This window comes from Streptomyces sp. NPDC002467 (assembly GCF_042889825.1).
In the GTDB taxonomy this organism is placed as follows: Bacteria; Actinomycetota; Actinomycetes; order Streptomycetales; family Streptomycetaceae; genus Streptomyces.
On record NZ_JBIARJ010000008.1, the window covers coordinates 180,309 to 197,352 of the forward strand.

12 protein-coding genes, 1 tRNA gene and 1 pseudogene are annotated in these 17,044 nt (G+C 71.5%); 8 read left to right on the forward strand and 6 right to left on the reverse strand.

Translation table 11 applies throughout. The features are described from left to right. Positions 1–109: 109 nt before the first annotated feature. The 3 genes and pseudogenes from ACFYYJ_RS18795 to ACFYYJ_RS18805 form a co-directional block, all read left to right on the forward strand. A complete protein-coding gene (locus ACFYYJ_RS18795) occupies positions 110–1,225 on the forward strand; it encodes an NAD(P)/FAD-dependent oxidoreductase (RefSeq protein ID WP_385130456.1) in 1,116 nt (371 codons plus the stop codon). Positions 1,226–1,246: 21 nt separating this feature from the next. Next, on the forward strand, positions 1,247–3,046 hold the full coding sequence (locus tag ACFYYJ_RS18800) for a carbamoyltransferase (protein ID WP_389133759.1): 1,800 nt from the start codon (positions 1,247–1,249) through the stop codon (positions 3,044–3,046). A 152-nt stretch (positions 3,047–3,198) separates the two neighbouring features. Then, a pseudogene (locus ACFYYJ_RS18805) lies at positions 3,199–3,828 on the forward strand (histidine phosphatase family protein); the annotation flags it as partial. A 120-nt stretch (positions 3,829–3,948) separates the two neighbouring features. On the opposite strand, the gene ACFYYJ_RS18810 reads toward ACFYYJ_RS18805, so the two are convergent. Continuing rightward, positions 3,949–4,452, reverse strand: a complete 504-nt coding sequence (locus ACFYYJ_RS18810; RefSeq protein ID WP_384591494.1) for a nucleoside deaminase — start codon at positions 4,450–4,452, stop codon at positions 3,949–3,951. 818 nt (positions 4,453–5,270) lie between these two features. Between ACFYYJ_RS18810 and serS the strand changes: the two genes are divergently transcribed. Both serS and ACFYYJ_RS18820 read left to right on the forward strand, forming a co-directional pair. Continuing rightward, on the forward strand, positions 5,271–6,563 hold the full coding sequence (gene serS, locus ACFYYJ_RS18815; protein ID WP_385365865.1) for a serine--tRNA ligase: 1,293 nt from the start codon (positions 5,271–5,273) through the stop codon (positions 6,561–6,563). A gap of 172 nt (positions 6,564–6,735) precedes the next feature. After that, a tRNA-Arg gene (locus tag ACFYYJ_RS18820) sits at positions 6,736–6,808 on the forward strand. Between the two features lie 56 nt (positions 6,809–6,864). Here ACFYYJ_RS18820 and ACFYYJ_RS18825 read toward each other — a convergent pair. From ACFYYJ_RS18825 to ACFYYJ_RS18845, 5 genes are all read right to left on the reverse strand, one after another. Then, a complete protein-coding gene (locus ACFYYJ_RS18825; RefSeq protein ID WP_389133762.1) occupies positions 6,865–8,103 on the reverse strand; it encodes an ATP-binding protein in 1,239 nt (412 codons plus the stop codon). A 153-nt stretch (positions 8,104–8,256) separates the two neighbouring features. After that, positions 8,257–8,874: a sortase domain-bontaining protein gene (locus tag ACFYYJ_RS18830; protein WP_385365863.1), complete on the reverse strand. Its 618-nt coding sequence runs from the start codon at positions 8,872–8,874 to the stop codon at positions 8,257–8,259. Positions 8,875–9,062: 188 nt separating this feature from the next. After that, complete coding sequence (locus ACFYYJ_RS18835) at positions 9,063–9,269, reverse strand: hypothetical protein (protein ID WP_384745964.1); 207 nt, start codon at positions 9,267–9,269, stop codon at positions 9,063–9,065. A 162-nt stretch (positions 9,270–9,431) separates the two neighbouring features. Next, complete coding sequence (locus ACFYYJ_RS18840) at positions 9,432–11,282, reverse strand: MFS transporter (protein ID WP_389133766.1); 1,851 nt, start codon at positions 11,280–11,282, stop codon at positions 9,432–9,434. Between the two features lie 126 nt (positions 11,283–11,408). After that, complete coding sequence (locus tag ACFYYJ_RS18845; RefSeq protein ID WP_389133769.1) at positions 11,409–14,294, reverse strand: hypothetical protein; 2,886 nt, start codon at positions 14,292–14,294, stop codon at positions 11,409–11,411. Positions 14,295–14,615: 321 nt separating this feature from the next. Between ACFYYJ_RS18845 and ACFYYJ_RS18850 the strand changes: the two genes are divergently transcribed. The 3 genes from ACFYYJ_RS18850 (at position 14,616) to ACFYYJ_RS18860 (ending at position 16,919) form a co-directional block, all read left to right on the forward strand. Further along, positions 14,616–15,353, forward strand: a complete 738-nt coding sequence (locus tag ACFYYJ_RS18850) for a GPP34 family phosphoprotein (protein ID WP_384585933.1) — start codon at positions 14,616–14,618, stop codon at positions 15,351–15,353. Between the two features lie 259 nt (positions 15,354–15,612). Then, positions 15,613–16,497, forward strand: coding sequence for a helix-turn-helix domain-containing protein (locus tag ACFYYJ_RS18855; protein WP_385134261.1), 885 nt, complete (start codon positions 15,613–15,615; stop codon positions 16,495–16,497). Between the two features lie 209 nt (positions 16,498–16,706). After that, positions 16,707–16,919, forward strand: a complete 213-nt coding sequence (locus tag ACFYYJ_RS18860; protein ID WP_384737058.1) for a DUF397 domain-containing protein — start codon at positions 16,707–16,709, stop codon at positions 16,917–16,919. Positions 16,920–17,044: the final 125 nt, after the last annotated feature.

Sequence of the window (17,044 nt, forward strand, 5' to 3'; positions counted from 1 at the left end):
AACTCGCCCTCTACATCAACCTCCTCGGCGCCTGGAACCTCCACCTCTTCCCCTGGGACGCCACCGACCACCTCCGCCAACAACACCCCGCCGAGCAGGAGCAGCCCGCATGACCGAGCTCCCCGAACACACCGAAACCCTCGTCATCGGCGGAGGCGTCATCGGCACGTCGATCGCGTACCACCTCGCCGAGGCCGGCGTCGGCACCGTCCTGCTGGAGCGCGGCGCCCTCGGATCGGGGGCTTCCGGCAACACCGCGGGCGTCGTCCGTACGTTCTTCCCCGGCAGCCCCCTCACCAGCCGGCTGGCCACCCGCAGCATGGAGGCGTACCACTCCTTCCACGAGCGGACCGGGACCGACCTCGGCCTGGAGCGCTTCGGCTTCCTGGTGCTGTTCACCGAGGAAGAGCAGGTGGAGGAGTTCCGGCGGGAGCAGGCCGCCCATCAGGCCGCGGGAGTGGACGTCGAGCTCGTGACGCCCTCCGAGGCCGCGCGGCTCAACCCGCTGGTCGACGAGCAGCGCATCGTGGCGGCCGCCTGGGCGCCCGAGGCGTACTCCATCGACCCCGGCGCGATCGTGCGCGGCTACGCCGCGGCCGCGCGGCGGGCCGGTGCCGTGCTGCACACGGAGACCTCCGTCACCGGCATCGACCCGGACGGGCGGGTCCACACGCCCGTCGGCAGCATCCGCGCCGACACCGTCATCTGCGCGGCCGGCCCCTGGGCGGACACGGTCGCCGCCATGGCGGGCGTCGACCTTCCGGTGATCACGTACCCCGTCGACATGCTCCTCGCCGCCCCGCCCGCCGATGGCCCGCGCACCCCGCTGCCGATGACCCTGCACCCGTCCAGCCTGCGGATCAGGACCCTGGGGGACCGGATCCTCGTCGGGATGGGCCGCCCCGGACCGGACGAGTCCCGGGAGGACTGGCGGCGACGGGTGGCGGGCGGGCTCGGCACCACCTATCCCGCCCTCGCCGGGCAGGACCTCGATCTCGGGTGGACCGGAGACCTCGACGTCAGCCCGGACGGGTTGCCCTTCATCGGGCGCGTCCCCTCCCGCCCCGGATTCGTCTACGCGGCGGGGTTCTCCGGCCAGGGGCTGTGCCAGGCGCCCGCGGCGGGCGAGATCGTCCGCGACCTCGTGCTCGGCAAGCGGCCCTGGATCGACACGGCCGGCCTCACCACCGACCGGCTGTCCGGTGGCACGGCCACGGCCGCGTAGCAAAGACTAAGGAACCTTCACATGATCGTCTTGGGCTGTAACGGATTCACCCGGGTGTCGGAGTTCTTCGCCGAGAACCTCGGCGCGGTCGGCATAAACAAGCACTACCTCATGGGCCACGACGCGGGCGCCTCGCTGCTGATCGACGGCGAACTGGTCGCCGCCGTGGAGGAGGAGCGCCTCAACAGGGACAAGAAGACCACCGACTTCCCGTTCAACTCGGTGAAGTGGTGCCTCGACCAGGCCGGAATCGAGTTCTCGGACATCGACCTGATCGCCATTCCGTGGGACTGGTCGGCGGGCGTCCAGGAGCGGCTCCTGGCCGACATCACGGCGGCGCCCATGGACCCCGGGGCCCAGGCGTACGTCCTGGACAGCATGCGCAGGCTGTTCGCCGAGATCGTCAGCCCCGAGGCGATGATCGCGGACTTCGCCGCGCGGACCGGCTTCACCCCCGACCCGGAGAAGGTGGTGTTCGTACCGCACCACGTCGCCCACGCGATGACCGGCTACTACCTGGCCGGCATGAAGGACTCCGCGTTCCTCGTCAGCGACGGCCGCGCCGAGCGGTACTCGACGCTGATGGGCGAGATCCGCGAAGGACGGATCCGGGTCTTCGAGGAGACGACGATCGGCGCGGAGCACTCGATCGGCATCCTGTTCAGCGCGATCACCCGCTTCCTGGGCTTCGTTCCCAACAATGACGAGTACAAGGTCATGGGCCTGGCCGGCTACGCCAAGCCCCCGGTCCCGAACCCGTTCGTCGAGAACCTGATCGAACTGCGCGAGGACGGGCGGTACACCTTCTCCACGCCGCTCGCGACGGAGGACCCGCACAGCCTGGACCCGCTGTTCGAGGAGTACTTCGGTCCCCGTCAGGACACCCTGGAGTACCAGGGCACGGTGGCCGCGGCGGCGCAGGAGATGCTGGAGGTCGTCACCCGCCACCAGGTCCGCGCGCTGGAGGCGAAGTCCGATCTGGACCGCCTGCTGTTCGAAGGCGGCGTGGCGCTGAACTGCCTCAACAACACCCCGCTGTTCGAGGGGTCGCGGTTCGCGGACATGGAGGTGAGCTTCGGCGCCAGCGACACCGGCATCACCATCGGCGCCGCGGTCCAGGCCTGGATCGGCCACCCGGACGGCGCGGGGAAGGTCGAGCCCATCGCGCCGGTCACCCCGTACCTCGGTCCGGAGTACGACGAGGCGACGATCGAGCGGACCCTCGCGGACTTCGCCGACCGCGTGGAGTGGACGCGGCTGAGCGACGACGAGATCGTCGACCAGGTGTCGAAGCTGCTCACCGAGAAGGTCGTCATCGGCTACTACGAGGGCCGGATCGAGCACGGGCCGCGGGCCCTGGGGCACCGCAGCATCCTTGCGAACCCGAGCTTCCCGGACATCAAGGACATCATCAACACCAAGGTCAAGCACCGCGAGCCGTTCCGCCCGTTCGCACCGCTCGTCCTGGAGTCGGACGCATCGCGGGTCTTCGACATGGGCCGCAAGACCCGGTCGCCGTACATGACCTTCGTCTTCCCGGTGCGTCCCGAATTCGTGGACCGGATCCCGGGTGCGGTCCACGTGGACGGCACCTCCAGGGTCCAGACGCTCACCGACGAGGGCACGCCGAGGCTGGCGGCGCTGCTGCGGCGGTTCACCGCCCTGACCGACGTCCCCTGCCTGATCAACACCTCGTTCAACGTGGCCGGCGAGCCGATCGTGTGCACCCCGGCCGACGCGCTGAACTGCTTCCTCGGCACGGAGATCGACTACGTCGTGCTCGGGAACCACCTCGTCAGGAAGACCGCCCCGTCGGCCTGACCCGTCTTGCCCACCCGTCGCCGGGGCGTCGTACGCGGACGTCCCGGCGACGGCATTCCGTCCGTACGCCACCACACCCGGGAGCAGCAGGCTTGAACGCGCTGAAGGAGCACGACGAACACGAGGGACCCGAGCCGGCCCCGGCCGGGCTCGCCGACCAGGGCACGCCCACCACGTTCCTGCTCGTACGGCACGGGGAGACGGCCCTGACGCCCGAGAAGCGGTTCTCCGGGAGCGGGGGCAGCGACCCGGAGCTGTCGGCGACCGGGCGTCGGCAGGCCGAGGCGACCGCGGCGCTGCTCGCCGCGCGCGGGGACGTGCAGGCGGTCGTGACCTCGCCGCTGCGGCGCTGCCGGGAGACCGCCGAGGCGGCCGCCGGTCACCTGGGGCTGGACGTACAGGTCGACGGGGAGCTGCGAGAGGCCGATTTCGGCGCCTGGGAGGGGCTGACCTTCCCCGAGGTCCGCGAGCGCCACCCGGAGGAGCTGGCGGCCTGGCTGAGGTCCCCTGAGGCCGTGCCGCCGGGCGGCGAGTCCCTGGAGGTGGTGGCCGAGCGGGTGGCGGCGGCGCGGGAGAAGCTGCTGGCGCGCCATGCGGGACGGACCGTACTGGTCGTGTCACACGTGGTTCCGGTGAGGCAGCTGATCCGGTTGGCGCTCGGCGCGCCGCCGGAGTCGCTGTTCCGGATGGAGATCGCGGCGGCGTCGGTGTCGACGGTCGCGTACTACCCGACCGGGAACGCCTCCGTACGGTCGTTCAACGACACGTCGCACCTGCGGTAGCGGGGCGGCGGCAGCGCGGGGGCAGGGCAGGAAACGGGGAAGCGCCCCGGCCACGGGGGCCGGGGCGCTTTCCTGCGGTCTGCGGCTCCTGCCGCGCGAAGGAGCCGCAGACCGGGGTGCTCAGTAGTCGATGCGGTCGGTCTTGGCCAGCCACGCGTCGAACGGCGCCGTGCGGTTCGGGAGGTCGAGGCGCTCGATCGACATAGGCCAGTCGCCGGAAGCCTTCACCTCGAGCAGGTCGTAGAACTTGCGGTCGTCGAAACCGGCCACCGCGGCGTCGTCACGGTCGGCGGCGAAGATGATCCGGTCCACGCGCGCCCACAGGGCGGAGGACAGGCACATCGGACACGGCTCGCACGAGGTGACCAGGACGCAGCCCTCGAGGGAGAAGGTGCCCAGCTTCTGGCAGGCGTTGCGGATCGCGGTGACCTCGCCGTGCGCCGTCGGGTCCAGGTTGGAGGTGACCTGGTTGTTACCGGGCGCGATGATCTCGCCGTCCTTGGCGATCAGGGCGCCGAAGGGGCCGCCGCCGTTGGCGACGCTCTCGGTGGCCAGGCGGATGGCCTCGTCGAGCCAGGCGATCTCTACGGCCTGGACGCTCGCCTCGGTGGTGTGCGCGGTCATGGTCACTCCTTTGGAGAGGGTGGGGGATTCCCCGGATGGTGTGCTGCTGTGCCCGTGCGGTGCTCCGCACCCGGGGCTGAAAGGGGGCTCTGCGGGCGCCGCCCAGAGGTCAGGTCTGCTGGTGGCCCCTGCGGGAGATCAGCGCGACGGGGCGCCGACCAGGTGCTCCGGTGCGGCCGGGAGAAGGATCGAGCCCGACCCGGTCGCGTAGCGGATGGCGTGGATCAGGCCATGCGACGTCGACGCGCCGACCAGACAGCGTCACACTCAAGGCCCTCCCCCTTCGTTCGGCCAGGAAACGGGAGGGACCGGAATCCTGGCTTGTATTTCGGTCGCCGCAGGGACGCCCCAGGAGCGATGGCGACCCGGAGTCGGCAGGCGCATTCCGCCTGCTTCGCGGCAACTCGTCACGAGTAGACAGGCAACCGAGTGGTGTCAGCTAGCGGTCGAAAACATGAAAAGTGCCCTGGCTGAGAACCGCTCTTCGTAGACTTCTACGAGAGGCTGCCCGCTCGTCCTGTCATCCCTGGTTCATGCTCCGGCAATGATGCTTCTCGGCCAGGCCGAAAATCCGGAAGCGGACGAGAACCGGCCATGTCGGGCGGAGCCCGCAGGACATCCATCGGCTCGCCCCGCAAACGGACGGCGAAGTCGGGGGCGCGCGCCGCCCCCGGTTACCGACCGGTCGGTACAGCGGGCTCGACGAGGGCCTCGTCACGCTCGCGCGAAGCGGATCGGGCCGGGAGGGGGCGGTCCGCCGGTTGCTACCGTCGACCCCACAGGCCCGTCCCGCTCGCAGGATCAGAAGGATCTTCCCCATGCATGATGCCCGCGCCCTGATCGACATGGGTGCCGAAGCGATTCGTCGGCTCGCTCGTCGCGGTTACACCCTGGACCTGTCCGGGCTGGAGTCCCTCCACTCCCGGCGCAACCAGAACGTCCGCGCGGCCGACGAGCTGCGGGCGGAGTCCAAGCGCGTGGCCGGCGAGGTCCAGCAGACGGCCAGGGCGGGCGGCGACATCACCGGGCTCAAGGAGCGCGCCCGCGAGCTGAAGGAAGAGATCCGCGAGATCGAGGCCGGCCGGGAACAGATCGACGCGCAGCTCCGCGAACTGCTCCTGAGCATCCCGAACCTGCCGGACGACGCGGCCCCCGACGGCGACTCGGAGGAGTTCGCCGTGGAGGTCCGGCGCATCGGCACGCCTCCCTCGTTCCCCTTCGAGCCGAAGGACCACGTCGATCTCGGCGAGGCCACCGGCATCCTCGACTTCGCCCGCGCGACGAAGCTCTCGGGCCCGCGGTTCGCGGTCTCCCGCGGCGCCGGAGCGGCCCTGGAACGGGCCCTCGCCACGCTCTTCCTCGACCTCCACACCCGCCGCCACGGGTACACCGAGTACGCGGTCCCCTACCTGGTCACCCGCAAGACCATGACCGGTACCGGCCAGCTCCCGAAGTTCGAGGAAGACCTCTTCAAGACCGGTGTCGCCGACCGCGACCTGTTCCTCATCCCGACGGCCGAGGTCCCGCTGACCAACCTCTACGCCGACGAGATCATCCCCCGGGCCGAACTGCCCCTGGGGCTGACCGCGCACACCCCGTGCTTCCGCTCGGAGGCGGGTTCGTACGGGCGGGACACCCGCGGCCTGATCCGCCAGCACCAGTTCGCCAAGGTCGAGATCGTCAAGATCGTCGAAGCGGAGACCGCGGACGCCGAGTTGGAGACCATGGTCGGCCACGCCGAGGCCTGCCTGGAGGCACTCGGCCTCGCCTACCGCGTGGTCAGGCTGGCCGCCGGCGACACCGGCTTCTCCGCCCGACTCACGTACGACATCGAGGTCTGGATCCCGAGCCAGAAGACCTACCGCGAGATCTCCTCGGTCTCGAACTTCGGTACCTTCCAGGCCCGCAGGGCCAACATCCGGACCCGGGGCGAGGACGGCAAGCCCAAGCTCGTCGCCACCCTCAACGGCTCCGGACTGCCCGTCGGCCGCACCCTGGCCGCGCTCCTGGAACAGGGCCAGCAGGAGGACGGCTCGATCGTCCTGCCCGAGTCGCTCTTCCCGTACCTCGGCTTCCGCCGCATCGCGGCGGACGGGACACCGCAGACCTAGATCGTCGGCCCGGCCGCGCGGCCGGCCGGGGCCCCCTCGGCGGCTGCGGCCGGCGCGAGTTAACCAAGACCGCATGCGGACGCCCATCCGCTACCCTGTTCCCTGGTCGGCCGTTGGCGTGGCTCTGTCGGACAGCACTGCTGCCGGTCGGGCTCCGCACCGCGTCCGACGCGCCTTCGTAGCTCAGGGGATAGAGCACGGCTCTCCTAAAGCCGGTGTCGCAGGTTCGAATCCTGCCGAGGGCACAACAGCGAGGACCCCCGGTCGTTCAGGCCGGGGGTCCTCGTCGTGTGGCGGGGGGTCAGCGCGCGGGCAGCGGGAGGGTGACGCGGGCCTCGGCGCCGGTCGGGCGCCGGTTGTGGAAGGTCAGGGTGGCGCCGAGGGTGCGGGCCTGGCCCGCGACGATGGTGAGGCCCAGGCCGTGGCCCTTGTTCATGCCCTCCGTACGGAACCGCTGCGGGCCGCAGGTCAGGAGGTAGGGCGGGTAGCCGGGGCCCTCGTCGGTCACGGTCAGCGTCGGGCCGTCCACCGTGAGGGTGACCGGGCCCTCGCCGTGCTTGTGGGCGTTCGCGATCAGGTTGCCCAGGATGCGGTCCAGGCGCCGGCGGTCCGTCTCCACCCGGAGGGAGGCGATCACCTTCAGGGTGGTGTCGGTACCGGAGGCACGGATCGTGCGCGCCGCGAGCTCGGCCAGGTCGTACGAGTCCAGATCCACCCGCTCGCGGCGGGTGTCCAGCCGGGATATCTCCAGCAGGTCCTCCGTCAGCGCCCGCATCGCCCGCACCCGGTCCCGTACGAGTTCGGCGGGGCGGCCCGGGGGCAGGAGCTCGGCGGCCGCGTTCAGGCCCGTCAGCGGGGTGCGCAGTTCGTGCGCCACGTCCGCGGTGAAGCGCTGTTCGGCTTCGAGCTTGCCCTGGAGGGTGGAGGCCATCGTGTCCAGGGCGCGGGAGACGGCCGCCACCTCGTCGCGGGAGCGCGGGACGTCGTCGACCCGCGCGTCCAGGTCGCCCGCGGTGATCCGGCGGGCCACCTGCGCCGTCTGGTGCAGGCGCCGCGTGATCCGGGTGACGACGAAGGCGCCGGCGAGGAGGGTGCCCGCGATGGCGAGCCCCGCGGAGCCGAGGATGGCGCGGTCCAGTTCGGCGATGGTGCGCTCGCTGCCGGTGAAGTCCACGGAGACGGCTATCGCGGTCTCGTTCTCGGCGGGCGCCGCGGCCCACATGGCGGACCGGCCGCGGTGTTCGCCGACCGCCGTGCCGCGTTTGCCGCCGACGGCCAGTGCGCGCAGTTCGGGGGGCAGGCCGACGGGGTCGATGCCCTCGCCGCGCGCCATGCGGCCGCCGGTCTCGTACTCCTTGACGATCCGTTCCAGCTTGCCCAGTGCCTTCTCGCGGGCCGTGGAGACCGTCTGGCGGGTCATGGCGCCGTGGACGAGCCCGCCGAGGAGCGCGGCGAGGACGCAGCACATGAGGGTGATGAAGACCGCGGCCTTCCAGGTGAGGGTCGAGGTCCAGGCGGGCAGGCGGGGGCGCGGGGTCATCGCGGGTGGGCTCCGGCTCCGACGGCTGGTTCGTGATCGTGGTCGTGATCGTCGTGATGGTGATCGTGGTCGTGACGTGATCGTTCCCGGTCGGTTCACCGTAATACGCGTGCCCCGGCGGCCGTGCGGCGGCCTCGGGGGTGGGATCACCGGTCAGGCGACCAGGTCCGCGTAGAAGATGACGTTGTTGGTGCGGTGGCCGTCCTCGATCCCGCCGCCGCAGGTCAGCAGGCGCAGCTCGGGGTGGTCGGTGGCGCCGTAGACCTTGTCGGTGGGGAAGTCCTTCTTGTTCACGTCCTCGATCTCGCGGATCTTGAACCTGGCCGTCCTGCCGTCCTCGCGCGGCACCTCGACGAGATCGCCGAGCCCGATCTTCGCGACGTCCTTCATCAGCGCCGGGCCGTGGCGGGTGTCGAAGTGGGCGACGAGCACCGAGACGCCCTCCTCGCCCGGCGTGACGCCCTGGGTCCACCAGCCGGGGTTGTCCGCGTCGGTGTCGGCGTTCGGTACGCCGAGCTCGCCGGTGGCCTCGTCCACCTTGAGGTCGACCATCTTCTCGGCGTCCACGCCGGCCGCGTCGATCCTCATCCCGGTCGGCTTGGACGGGGGAAGGGCGGGGGCGCCTCCGGGCACGGCGTCGGGCGCGGGGGCCGGGGCCGAGGTGCTGCCGACCCGGGGATCGGGCACGGGCTTCACACCACCTCCGCCGCAGGCGGCGAGACCGCCGGAGACGGCGACGACGAGGGCCGCGGTGAGGAAGGTGGCGCGCATGGTGGTTCCCCTCGGGTCGGTCGGCCTGTCCGTGCCGTACGCCGGTACGGCACGCCGACTGACGCTACGAGGGTCGTGTGTTCGTATGCGGTAGGGGATGTAACGGTTGCCCGGACACCTCCCCGCGAGGCGATTGCGAAAGCCCTCCCGGGCCGGACACCGGGCCGGAAGGGCCTCGCCACCTCGAGTCAGCTCAGGCCGCTGGTGCGTTCGCCGATGCGGTCGCCCTGCGGAGTGCCGGCTCGCTTGAGCGCGGCCTTCGTGTGCAGTCCGCCCTTGACCTTGCTCCGCACCGGCCCCTCGAAACCGTGGCCCTGCGGGCGCGGCGGCACCCGGTCCTGCGCCTGCGCCCTCGCGATGGCTGCCCGGACATCCTGCTTCTGCTCTTTGGTCATCCCGTCGTCAACTCCCTCGGGGGACACGGCATCCAATCGGACTATTGGGATCGTATGCAGATATAGGGATGAACGCACCCGGGCCGACGGGCCGACGTCAAAAAATCACGGATCGGAATCGCTCATCGCGATCGCTCATCGCGATCGCGGATCGGCCCGGCGTCACGGGCCCGGCGGCGCCGGCCGCGGCGGCGCCCCCAGCGACTGGTGGATCAGCTCCTCGGGGCAGGGCGTCCCCCGCGGCAGCTGGTACTTCGCCGCCACCTGGTACTGCCCGGGCGCCGGGGCCAGCAGCTCCGTCCACACGTCCCCGGCGGCGTCCGGAGCGGCCTTGAAGAGGCATCCGGCCGTGTTCGCGTACTCCTTCGGGAGCGTGCCCCCGCCGCCGCCCCCGGCCCCGTTGCGGGCCCGCGAGGCGAAGGTCTCCTCGGGCGGCGCCACCGGCTTGCCCGCCTCGTCCACCAGCCCCAGCCAGGGCGAGTGCGGGATCCGCACGAGCACCCGACCGGCCTGCTTCACGTCGATGACCAGCCGGTCCGCGCCCGCCCGCACCACGGTCGCCCGCCCGACCACCAGGTCGGTCGGCTCGTCGACCTCGAAGAGCTGCCAGTTCGCGTCGCCCCACACCTGCCGGAGGTACGGGAGCCCCCCGCGCAGCAGCTTCGCCTCGTCCTCGCCGCCCGAGTCGGGTTTGTCGGCCGGCAGCACCACGTAGTGCACGGCCCAGCGCTCCAGCCAGGCCCGGTAGGTGTCGGCGTTCAGCGTGTCGTCGTAGAAGAGCGGGTTCCGCTCCAGGTCGGCCTGCCGGTTCCAGCCGCGGGCGAGGTTCACGTACGAGGGGAAGGCGGAGGACTCCCTGTGGCTGCTGGCCGGCACCACCTCGACGCGGCCGCGCTCGGCGCCCGCCTTCTGCAGCTGGTCGACGAGCGGGGCCAGCTCCCGGTTCCAGGCGGCCACCGGGGTGGTGCGGACCACGTCCATGACGCTGTTGACGGTGATCCAGACGGTGAGCCCGGCGAAGGCCGCCACCAGCGCGTACCAGCGCCGCGAGCGCCTGACCTCGTACGGGAGGGCGGCGAGCAGCACGGCCCCGCCGAACAGCATCACCAGCCGGGTGACGTTCGAACCGACCTGGGAGTCGATCGCCCAGGTCAGGAACACCCCGAAGGCATAGACGGCCGCGGCGATCCGGACCGTCTTCCACCGCTTCGGCACGAGGAACACGATCGCCAGCCCGAACACGAACGGCAGCCACGCCGAGCCGAACTTCATCGGCTGCGTCCCGGAGAAGGGGAACAGCCACGCCGACAGCCCGACCACGGCCACCGGAGCCAGCCCCAGCGCGTACGCGCCCGGGCGGCGTCCGCTCAGGAACAGCGCGGCCGCGATCACCCCGAGGAACAGCCCGGCGACGGGACTGGCCGCCGTCGCCAGCCCGGCGAGCGGGGCGGCGACCGCGGCCTTGGCCCAGCGGCGTCGCGACCACTTGCGCGGCCAGCAGAAGACCGCGGCGACCGCGCCGAGCGCGAACATCACGCCGAGCCCGAAGGTGACGCGGCCGGACAGGGCGTTGCACAGCAGCCCGTACACCCCGGCCAGGGCGGGCCACAGCGGCTCGCGCACGGCGCCCCGGCAGCGGGTCAGCACCAACGCGAGCAGGCCGGCGGAGACGGTGCCCGCGATCATCATCGTGGTCCGGACACCGAGCATGTGCATGAGGTACGGCGAGACCACGCTGTACGAGACGGGGTGCATGCCCCCATACCAGGCGAGGTTGTACGCCGAGTCGGGATGCCGGCCGACGAACTCGGCCCAGGCGTCCTGCGCGGCCAGGTCGCCGCCGCTGTTGGCGAAGCTGTAGAACCAGGCGACGTGCAGCACCCCGGCGAGCACGGCGGCGAAGACCACCGGATGCCGCCGGGCCCAGCCGGCCGCGGGCGCCCGGGAAACGTCGCCGGCCGGCGGCGCGACCACCGCGCCCTCACGCCGGTCCTGCCGCTCAGCGGTGGTCACAGCCGTACTCCCCACAGGTGAATCCCCACTCGCGCACGCGCAAGGTGCGCACGCCCCCGGCCCGATAGACGGGATCCGGCGCCCCGGGGTTGCCCGGGACGCCGGATGACGCGCGCCTCCCGGCCGTCAGCCGAGGCGCGTCAGCTTGCTGCCGACGGTCGGCGCGACGAGGTCGCCCTTCAGTGCCACCGGCACCTTGACCTGGCTCGCGCCCTCGCCCACGGTCAGCACGCCGACCTCGGTGCCGGCCTTCGCCGTCTGCGGGATCGCGCCGCCGCCGTCCGACAGCTTCACCTTGACGGTCAGCGCGGCCCAGCCGACCGCCTGCACGTCGGCCGTGGCCACGACCGGCGTCTGGCCGCCGAGGCCGTCGTCGACGTAGCCCACGACGTCACCCTTCTTGACGACGACCGCGCCGTCGAGGGACTTCTGGGTGGCGACCAGCAGCTGCTTGCTCGCGGCGATGACGGTGTCGATGATCGGTGCCTTGTGCTGGCCGAGGACGGCTCCGACGATCAGCTGGTTGGTGTTGCCGACCTTCTTCTGCGCGGCGAAGAGCAGGTTTCCGCCGGCCTTCGTCGTCGTACCGGTCTTGATGCCGAGCGAGTCGTTGCCCGGAACCAGGCGGTTCCAGTTGTCCCACTTCTTGCCCGAGGGATCGATCCAGCTGGGCTTCCGGGTGATGTCGATCATGGCGTCCATCTCGACGATCTTCAGGCCCAGCTTCACCTGGTCCTCGGCGGTGCTGACCGTGGTCGCGTCCAGACCCGAAGGGTCCGTGTACGTCGTGTTGGTCATGCCGAGTTCCTTGGCGGTGTCGTTCATCTTCTTGACGAACGCCTCCTGGGTGCCGGAGTCCCAGCGCGCGAGCAGCCGCGCGATGTTGTTGGCCGACGGGATCATGAGGGCGGCGATCGCGTCGTACTCGGAGATCTTGTCGCCCTCCTTGACCGTGTTGAGGGTGGACTCGTTGTCGGACTTGTCCTTCTGGCCCTCGGCCTCGGCGGTCTTGTCGACGTCGATCATCGCGCCCTTCTCCCCCTTCTTGAAGGGGTGGTCGCGCATGATGATGTACGCCGTCATCGACTTGGTGACGCTGGCGATCGGCACGGGCTTCTGCTCGCCGGACTGCCCGAGCGTGCCGAGGCCGGCGGCGGCCATGTAGGCCTGGCCCTCGCTGGGCCAGGGCAGCTGCGGGGCGGCTCCGTCGAAGGTGAACGAGGACTTCGCCGTCATCACGAGCGTCGGCTTGGGCAGGGGGCGCACCAGCTGGACGACGGCGAGGATGACCGCCAGCAGGACGACGATCGGCGTGTAGATCTTGAGCCGCCGGACCGCGGTGCGCATCGGGCTCGGCGGCGGGGGCGGGTTGTTCGTGAGGTCCGCGAGCAGGTCGAGCGGCGGCCTGGGCGGCAGCGGCTGCTGGGTGGTCCGCTCGCTGTGGTCCGCGGGGGGCCTCGGAGCGGCCGGCGGCGTGGTGGCCGTCGGCTTCGAGGCCGGCTTCGGCGCCTGCCTCGACTCCTGCTTCGACTCCTGTCCGGCTTCGGCGTCATCGGTGCGCAGCGGTACGAACGTACTGTCCTTCGGCGCCGCGCCCCCCGGCTTCACCGCCCGGAAGGCAGCGGGCCGGTCGCCTGAGGCGGGCGTGGCGGGCGCGGCGGAACCGGGCCGGTCGCCTGAGGCGGGCGCGGCGGAACCGGGCTTCGGGACCCGGAACACGGCGGTGCGCTCGCTGTCGGCGGACTCGCCCGCGGCGGGCTTGGCGGGAGCCGGGGCCGCACCGGACGCGGGCTTCGCGGCGTCGCCGGCGGCCCCACCCGAGGCGGAACCGGAACCGGAACCCGAACCGGGTCGCACGGCGCGGAACACCGCGGTGCGCTCGCTGTCGGCGGACTCGCCCGCGGCGGGCTTCGCAGCATCGACCGGCGCCCCACCCGGAGCGGAACCGGAACCCGGCCGCACGGCGCGGAACACGGCGGTGCGCTCGCTGTCGGCGGAGGCGTCACCGGACACGGGCTTCGCGGCGGGCGCGGACTTGCCCGCGTCGGCGGCCCCGTCCTTCGCGCGAGCGGAACCGGAACCGGACGTCGAGCCCTCACCGGTGGCGGCAGCCGCACCGGACGCGGGCCTGTCCTTGTCGGCGGCAGCCGAAGTCGCGGACTTCGCCGGGCCGCTCGCGGCCTCGTCCGACCCGGAACCGGAACCGGGCCGCACGGCTCGGAACACGGCAGTGCGCTCACTGTCGGCGGAGGCGTCACCGGATGCGGGGCGGCTCGGGCCGGCAGCGGAGTCGGGCCGCTCGTCGGCAGCGGGCTTCGCGGCAGCGGGCTTCGCGGCAGCGGGCTTCGCGGACTTGCCCGTGTCGGCGGCCGCGTCCTTGGCGGGAGCGGAACCGGAACCGGACGTCGAGCCCTCACCGGCAGCCGCGCCGGACGCGGGCTCGCCCGTGTCGGCGGCAGCCGAAGTCCCGGACTTCGCCGGGCCGCTCACGGCCCCGCCCGAGGCGGAACCGGAACCAGAACCGGAACCGGGGCGCGCGACCCGGAAGACCGCGGTGCGCTCACCGCCGGCCGACTCGTCGTCCGCGGACGCGGAACTCGCCTTGCCCGCGGTCGCAGCCGCACCGGACCCGCGCTCGGCGCCGTCGGCCACGGGCTCGCCCGCGTCGGACGCGTCCCCGGACGCGGACTTCGCGCCATCGGCCGCGGCCTCGTCCCGCGCGGGTGCGGAACCCGGCTTGCCGGCGGACGCGGCCGCAGCCGCACCGGCCCCGCGCTCCGCGCCATCGGTCGCGGCGTCAGCCTCCGCGGACGCGGAACCCGACCGGCCGGCGGAGGCGGCCGCATCGGCGCCCGCATCGGCCTCGGCGGCCGCCGAATCGGCATCGGCATCCGCATCCGCCCCGGAGGGCCCGCCCTCGGACGAGGCGACCCATGCCGCCACCGCCTCCCGCAACGGATCCCGTTCTGCGTCGTCTCCACCGGAACCGGCGCCGCCGGAAGCGGCGTCCACCTTGGCAGGGTCGCCTGACCCGCCCTCAGGTTCCCTCGGCCGGAACACCGACAGCCTCGGGTCCCGCGCCTCGGAGGACTCCGCCACCCCCGGCGTTCCTTCATCTACCGACTTGTCGGGGGACTCGCCCGCCACCGTTCCTCCTCCATCGACGCCACGACCGGTTGTCCGAATGTCTAACAGTGTCCCGTCTCGGGGGCATCGCCCCCGTGCTAGACGAGAACGACATAGCTGCGGGTTCCCCCACAAAGCAGGCAGGCGCTCTCGACAGATGAATGTGAGAGGCGTCACCCTGTCACTCATCCACGCGGGGAGGCATGGATGGGCAGGAGCCGCAGAACAATTCCGGAGGAGCTTCTGCTGCTCGCCTTGGACCCGACCACGGGCACCACGGCGCAGCCGCAGTCGCTCGACCTCGGCCTGGCCGGGGCACAGCTAGTGGAGCTGGCTCTGGCAGGACGGATAGCCCCTGACGGGGATCGTATCGCCGTGGTGATGCCACGGCCGACAGGAGATCCGACTCTGGACTCCGCACTGGAACTGCTGCGCAGGCGCGGCAGCCCGGTACGGGCCGTCCACTGGATCGGCGGACCCCGCCTGGGGCTCCGCCAGATTTACCTCGCGCACCTGGAGCGCTGCGGCATGGTCCATGCCGTCGCGGGACAGATGTGCGGGGTGTTGCCGACGACTCGCTACCAGGCGACCGACACGGCCATCAGCCGGGAGATCCGTACCCGGCTCGACACGGCGATCCGCACCGGCGTACCACCGGACCCGCGGACCGCGGCGCTCGCCGCACTGGCCCACGCGGTCGGACTCGGCAAGCACCTGTACCCCGGCAACGAGGGTCGGTCGTCCAGGTCCCGACTGCGGGACCTGATCCGGCACGACCCGATGGGCGGCCTCGTGGCGCACGCCGTCATGGACGTCCAGAACGGTGTGGCCGCACAGCCGCGCCGCGACCGCGCACCGGCCCAGCCGGCTGCCCGGGCCACCGCGAGCGGTGTTCCGATGCAGCCGCGCCGGACGGGTGCGATGGCCCGCGCGGCCGCGCACTGATCGAGTCCGACCGTTCGGCCCGTTCGATCCGTTCGACCAGCACCACCCGCTCCACCCGCTCCACCCGCTCCACCGCAATGCCATCGGCGCGCGGGGTGGCGGTACCGGTTCGCCGGTGCCGCCACCCCGCGCGTCTGTTTTCCCTGCCGTTCGCCAGCGGCGCGAACCGCTTCGGTGGCAGTCTGCTCAACATCAGGCACGCAGAGAGACAACTGCCTCACGGCAGAAGAAGACAGAAGAAGGCGGAGGTGCCGTTCACGTGGCGTCCAATGTCAATCCCACCGTCCGACGCCGCCGACTGGGCATGGAGTTGCGCAAGCTCCGCGAGGACAAGGGCATGACGGCCGAGCAGGTCGCCGAGCGCCTGCTGGTCTCCCAGTCGAAGATCAGCCGGCTGGAGAACGGCCGTCGTTCCATCAGCCAGCGCGACGTCCGCGACCTGTGCGACGTGTACGAGGTCGAGGACCGTCGGCTCGTCGACTCCCTGATGCAGATGGCGAAGGACTCCCGCCAGCAGGGCTGGTGGCACGCCTTCGGCGACATCCCGTACAGCGTCTACATCGGCCTGGAGACGGACGCCGCCAGCCTGCGCACCTACGAACCCCAGATGGTTCCGGGCCTGCTCCAGACCCCCGAGTACGCCCAGGCCCTCATCCGCGGCGCGCTGCCCGAGACCGCGCCGCTCGACGTGGAGAAGCGCGTCCAGGTCCGGATGCACCGCCAGAAGCGGCTCTCGGAGACCGACAACAACAACCCGGACGTGGGACCGCTGCGCCTGTGGGCCGTCATCGACGAGGCGGCGCTCCGCAGGCACGTCGGGGACGCGCAGCTGATGATCCGGCAGCTGGAGTACTTGATAGAGCAGTCCGAGCAGCCGTACATCACGGTGCAGGTGATGCCGTTCACGATGGGCGCGCACCCGGGCATGAACGGCCAGTACGCGATTCTGGAATTCCCGGACGCGTCGGACTCGACCGTGGTCTACATCGAGGGCGTCACGAGCGATCTGTACCTGGAGAAGGCCAACGACGTTCAGAAGTACAGCGTGATGTACGAACACCTGCGCGCTCAGGCGCTCAACGTCGAACAGACGCGGCAGTTCATCGGCGAGATCATCGACCACTATGCGGGCAAGGGCAGGTAAAAGGGCCGGAAAGGGGGCAGGTCGCGAGTGGGGCCCGTACGGTACACCGTCACTCCCCGGCCGCAGAAGGCCTGAATGGAATATGCCACCCGGTCGGGTGAACGTCCCCTTCGCCCGTCGGAAGGTGCGGGTAGCGTCGATCACGTCGGCCGGAAAGCACGAATTCGGCCGACGCCCCACCGGCACTACTCGCTGAACCGGAGAGAAACATGGCTATTCGTCAGGGCGCCACGGAAAACTGGGTCAAGTCCTCCTACTCCGGCGGGAACGGCGCCTGCGTCGAGGTCAAGTCCCCCGTCGTGGAGGCCATCGCGGTCCGTGACTCGAAGGTGCAGGACGGTCCGTCCCTCACCTTCGCGCCCGGGTCCTGGACCTCCTTCGTCGCCGACGTCACCGAGGGCCGGATGGGCCGCCTCGCCTGAACGTCACGGCATGCGTCCCAACCGCCTCGATTCGACTGACATCGACCAGCAGCACCGGTACCACCCAGTGAGCCCTCTCGACCGGCACGCCGTCCTGGCCGAGGGGGCTCGGCCATGCCCGGCCG

Coding starts and splice junctions, on each gene's coding strand:
- ACFYYJ_RS18860 (WP_384737058.1), top strand. CDS start 16,707: ATGGCTATTCGTCAGGGCGCCACGGAAAACTGGGTCAAGTCCTCCTAC.
- ACFYYJ_RS18850 (WP_384585933.1), top strand. CDS start 14,616: ATGGGCAGGAGCCGCAGAACAATTCCGGAGGAGCTTCTGCTGCTCGCC.
- serS (WP_385365865.1), top strand. CDS start 5,271: ATGCATGATGCCCGCGCCCTGATCGACATGGGTGCCGAAGCGATTCGT.
- ACFYYJ_RS18810 (WP_384591494.1), bottom strand. CDS start 4,452: ATGACCGCGCACACCACCGAGGCGAGCGTCCAGGCCGTAGAGATCGCC.
- ACFYYJ_RS18795 (WP_385130456.1), top strand. CDS start 110: ATGACCGAGCTCCCCGAACACACCGAAACCCTCGTCATCGGCGGAGGC.
- ACFYYJ_RS18830 (WP_385365863.1), bottom strand. CDS start 8,874: ATGCGCGCCACCTTCCTCACCGCGGCCCTCGTCGTCGCCGTCTCCGGC.
- ACFYYJ_RS18835 (WP_384745964.1), bottom strand. CDS start 9,269: ATGACCAAAGAGCAGAAGCAGGATGTCCGGGCAGCCATCGCGAGGGCG.
- ACFYYJ_RS18825 (WP_389133762.1), bottom strand. CDS start 8,103: ATGACCCCGCGCCCCCGCCTGCCCGCCTGGACCTCGACCCTCACCTGG.
- ACFYYJ_RS18800 (WP_389133759.1), top strand. CDS start 1,247: ATGATCGTCTTGGGCTGTAACGGATTCACCCGGGTGTCGGAGTTCTTC.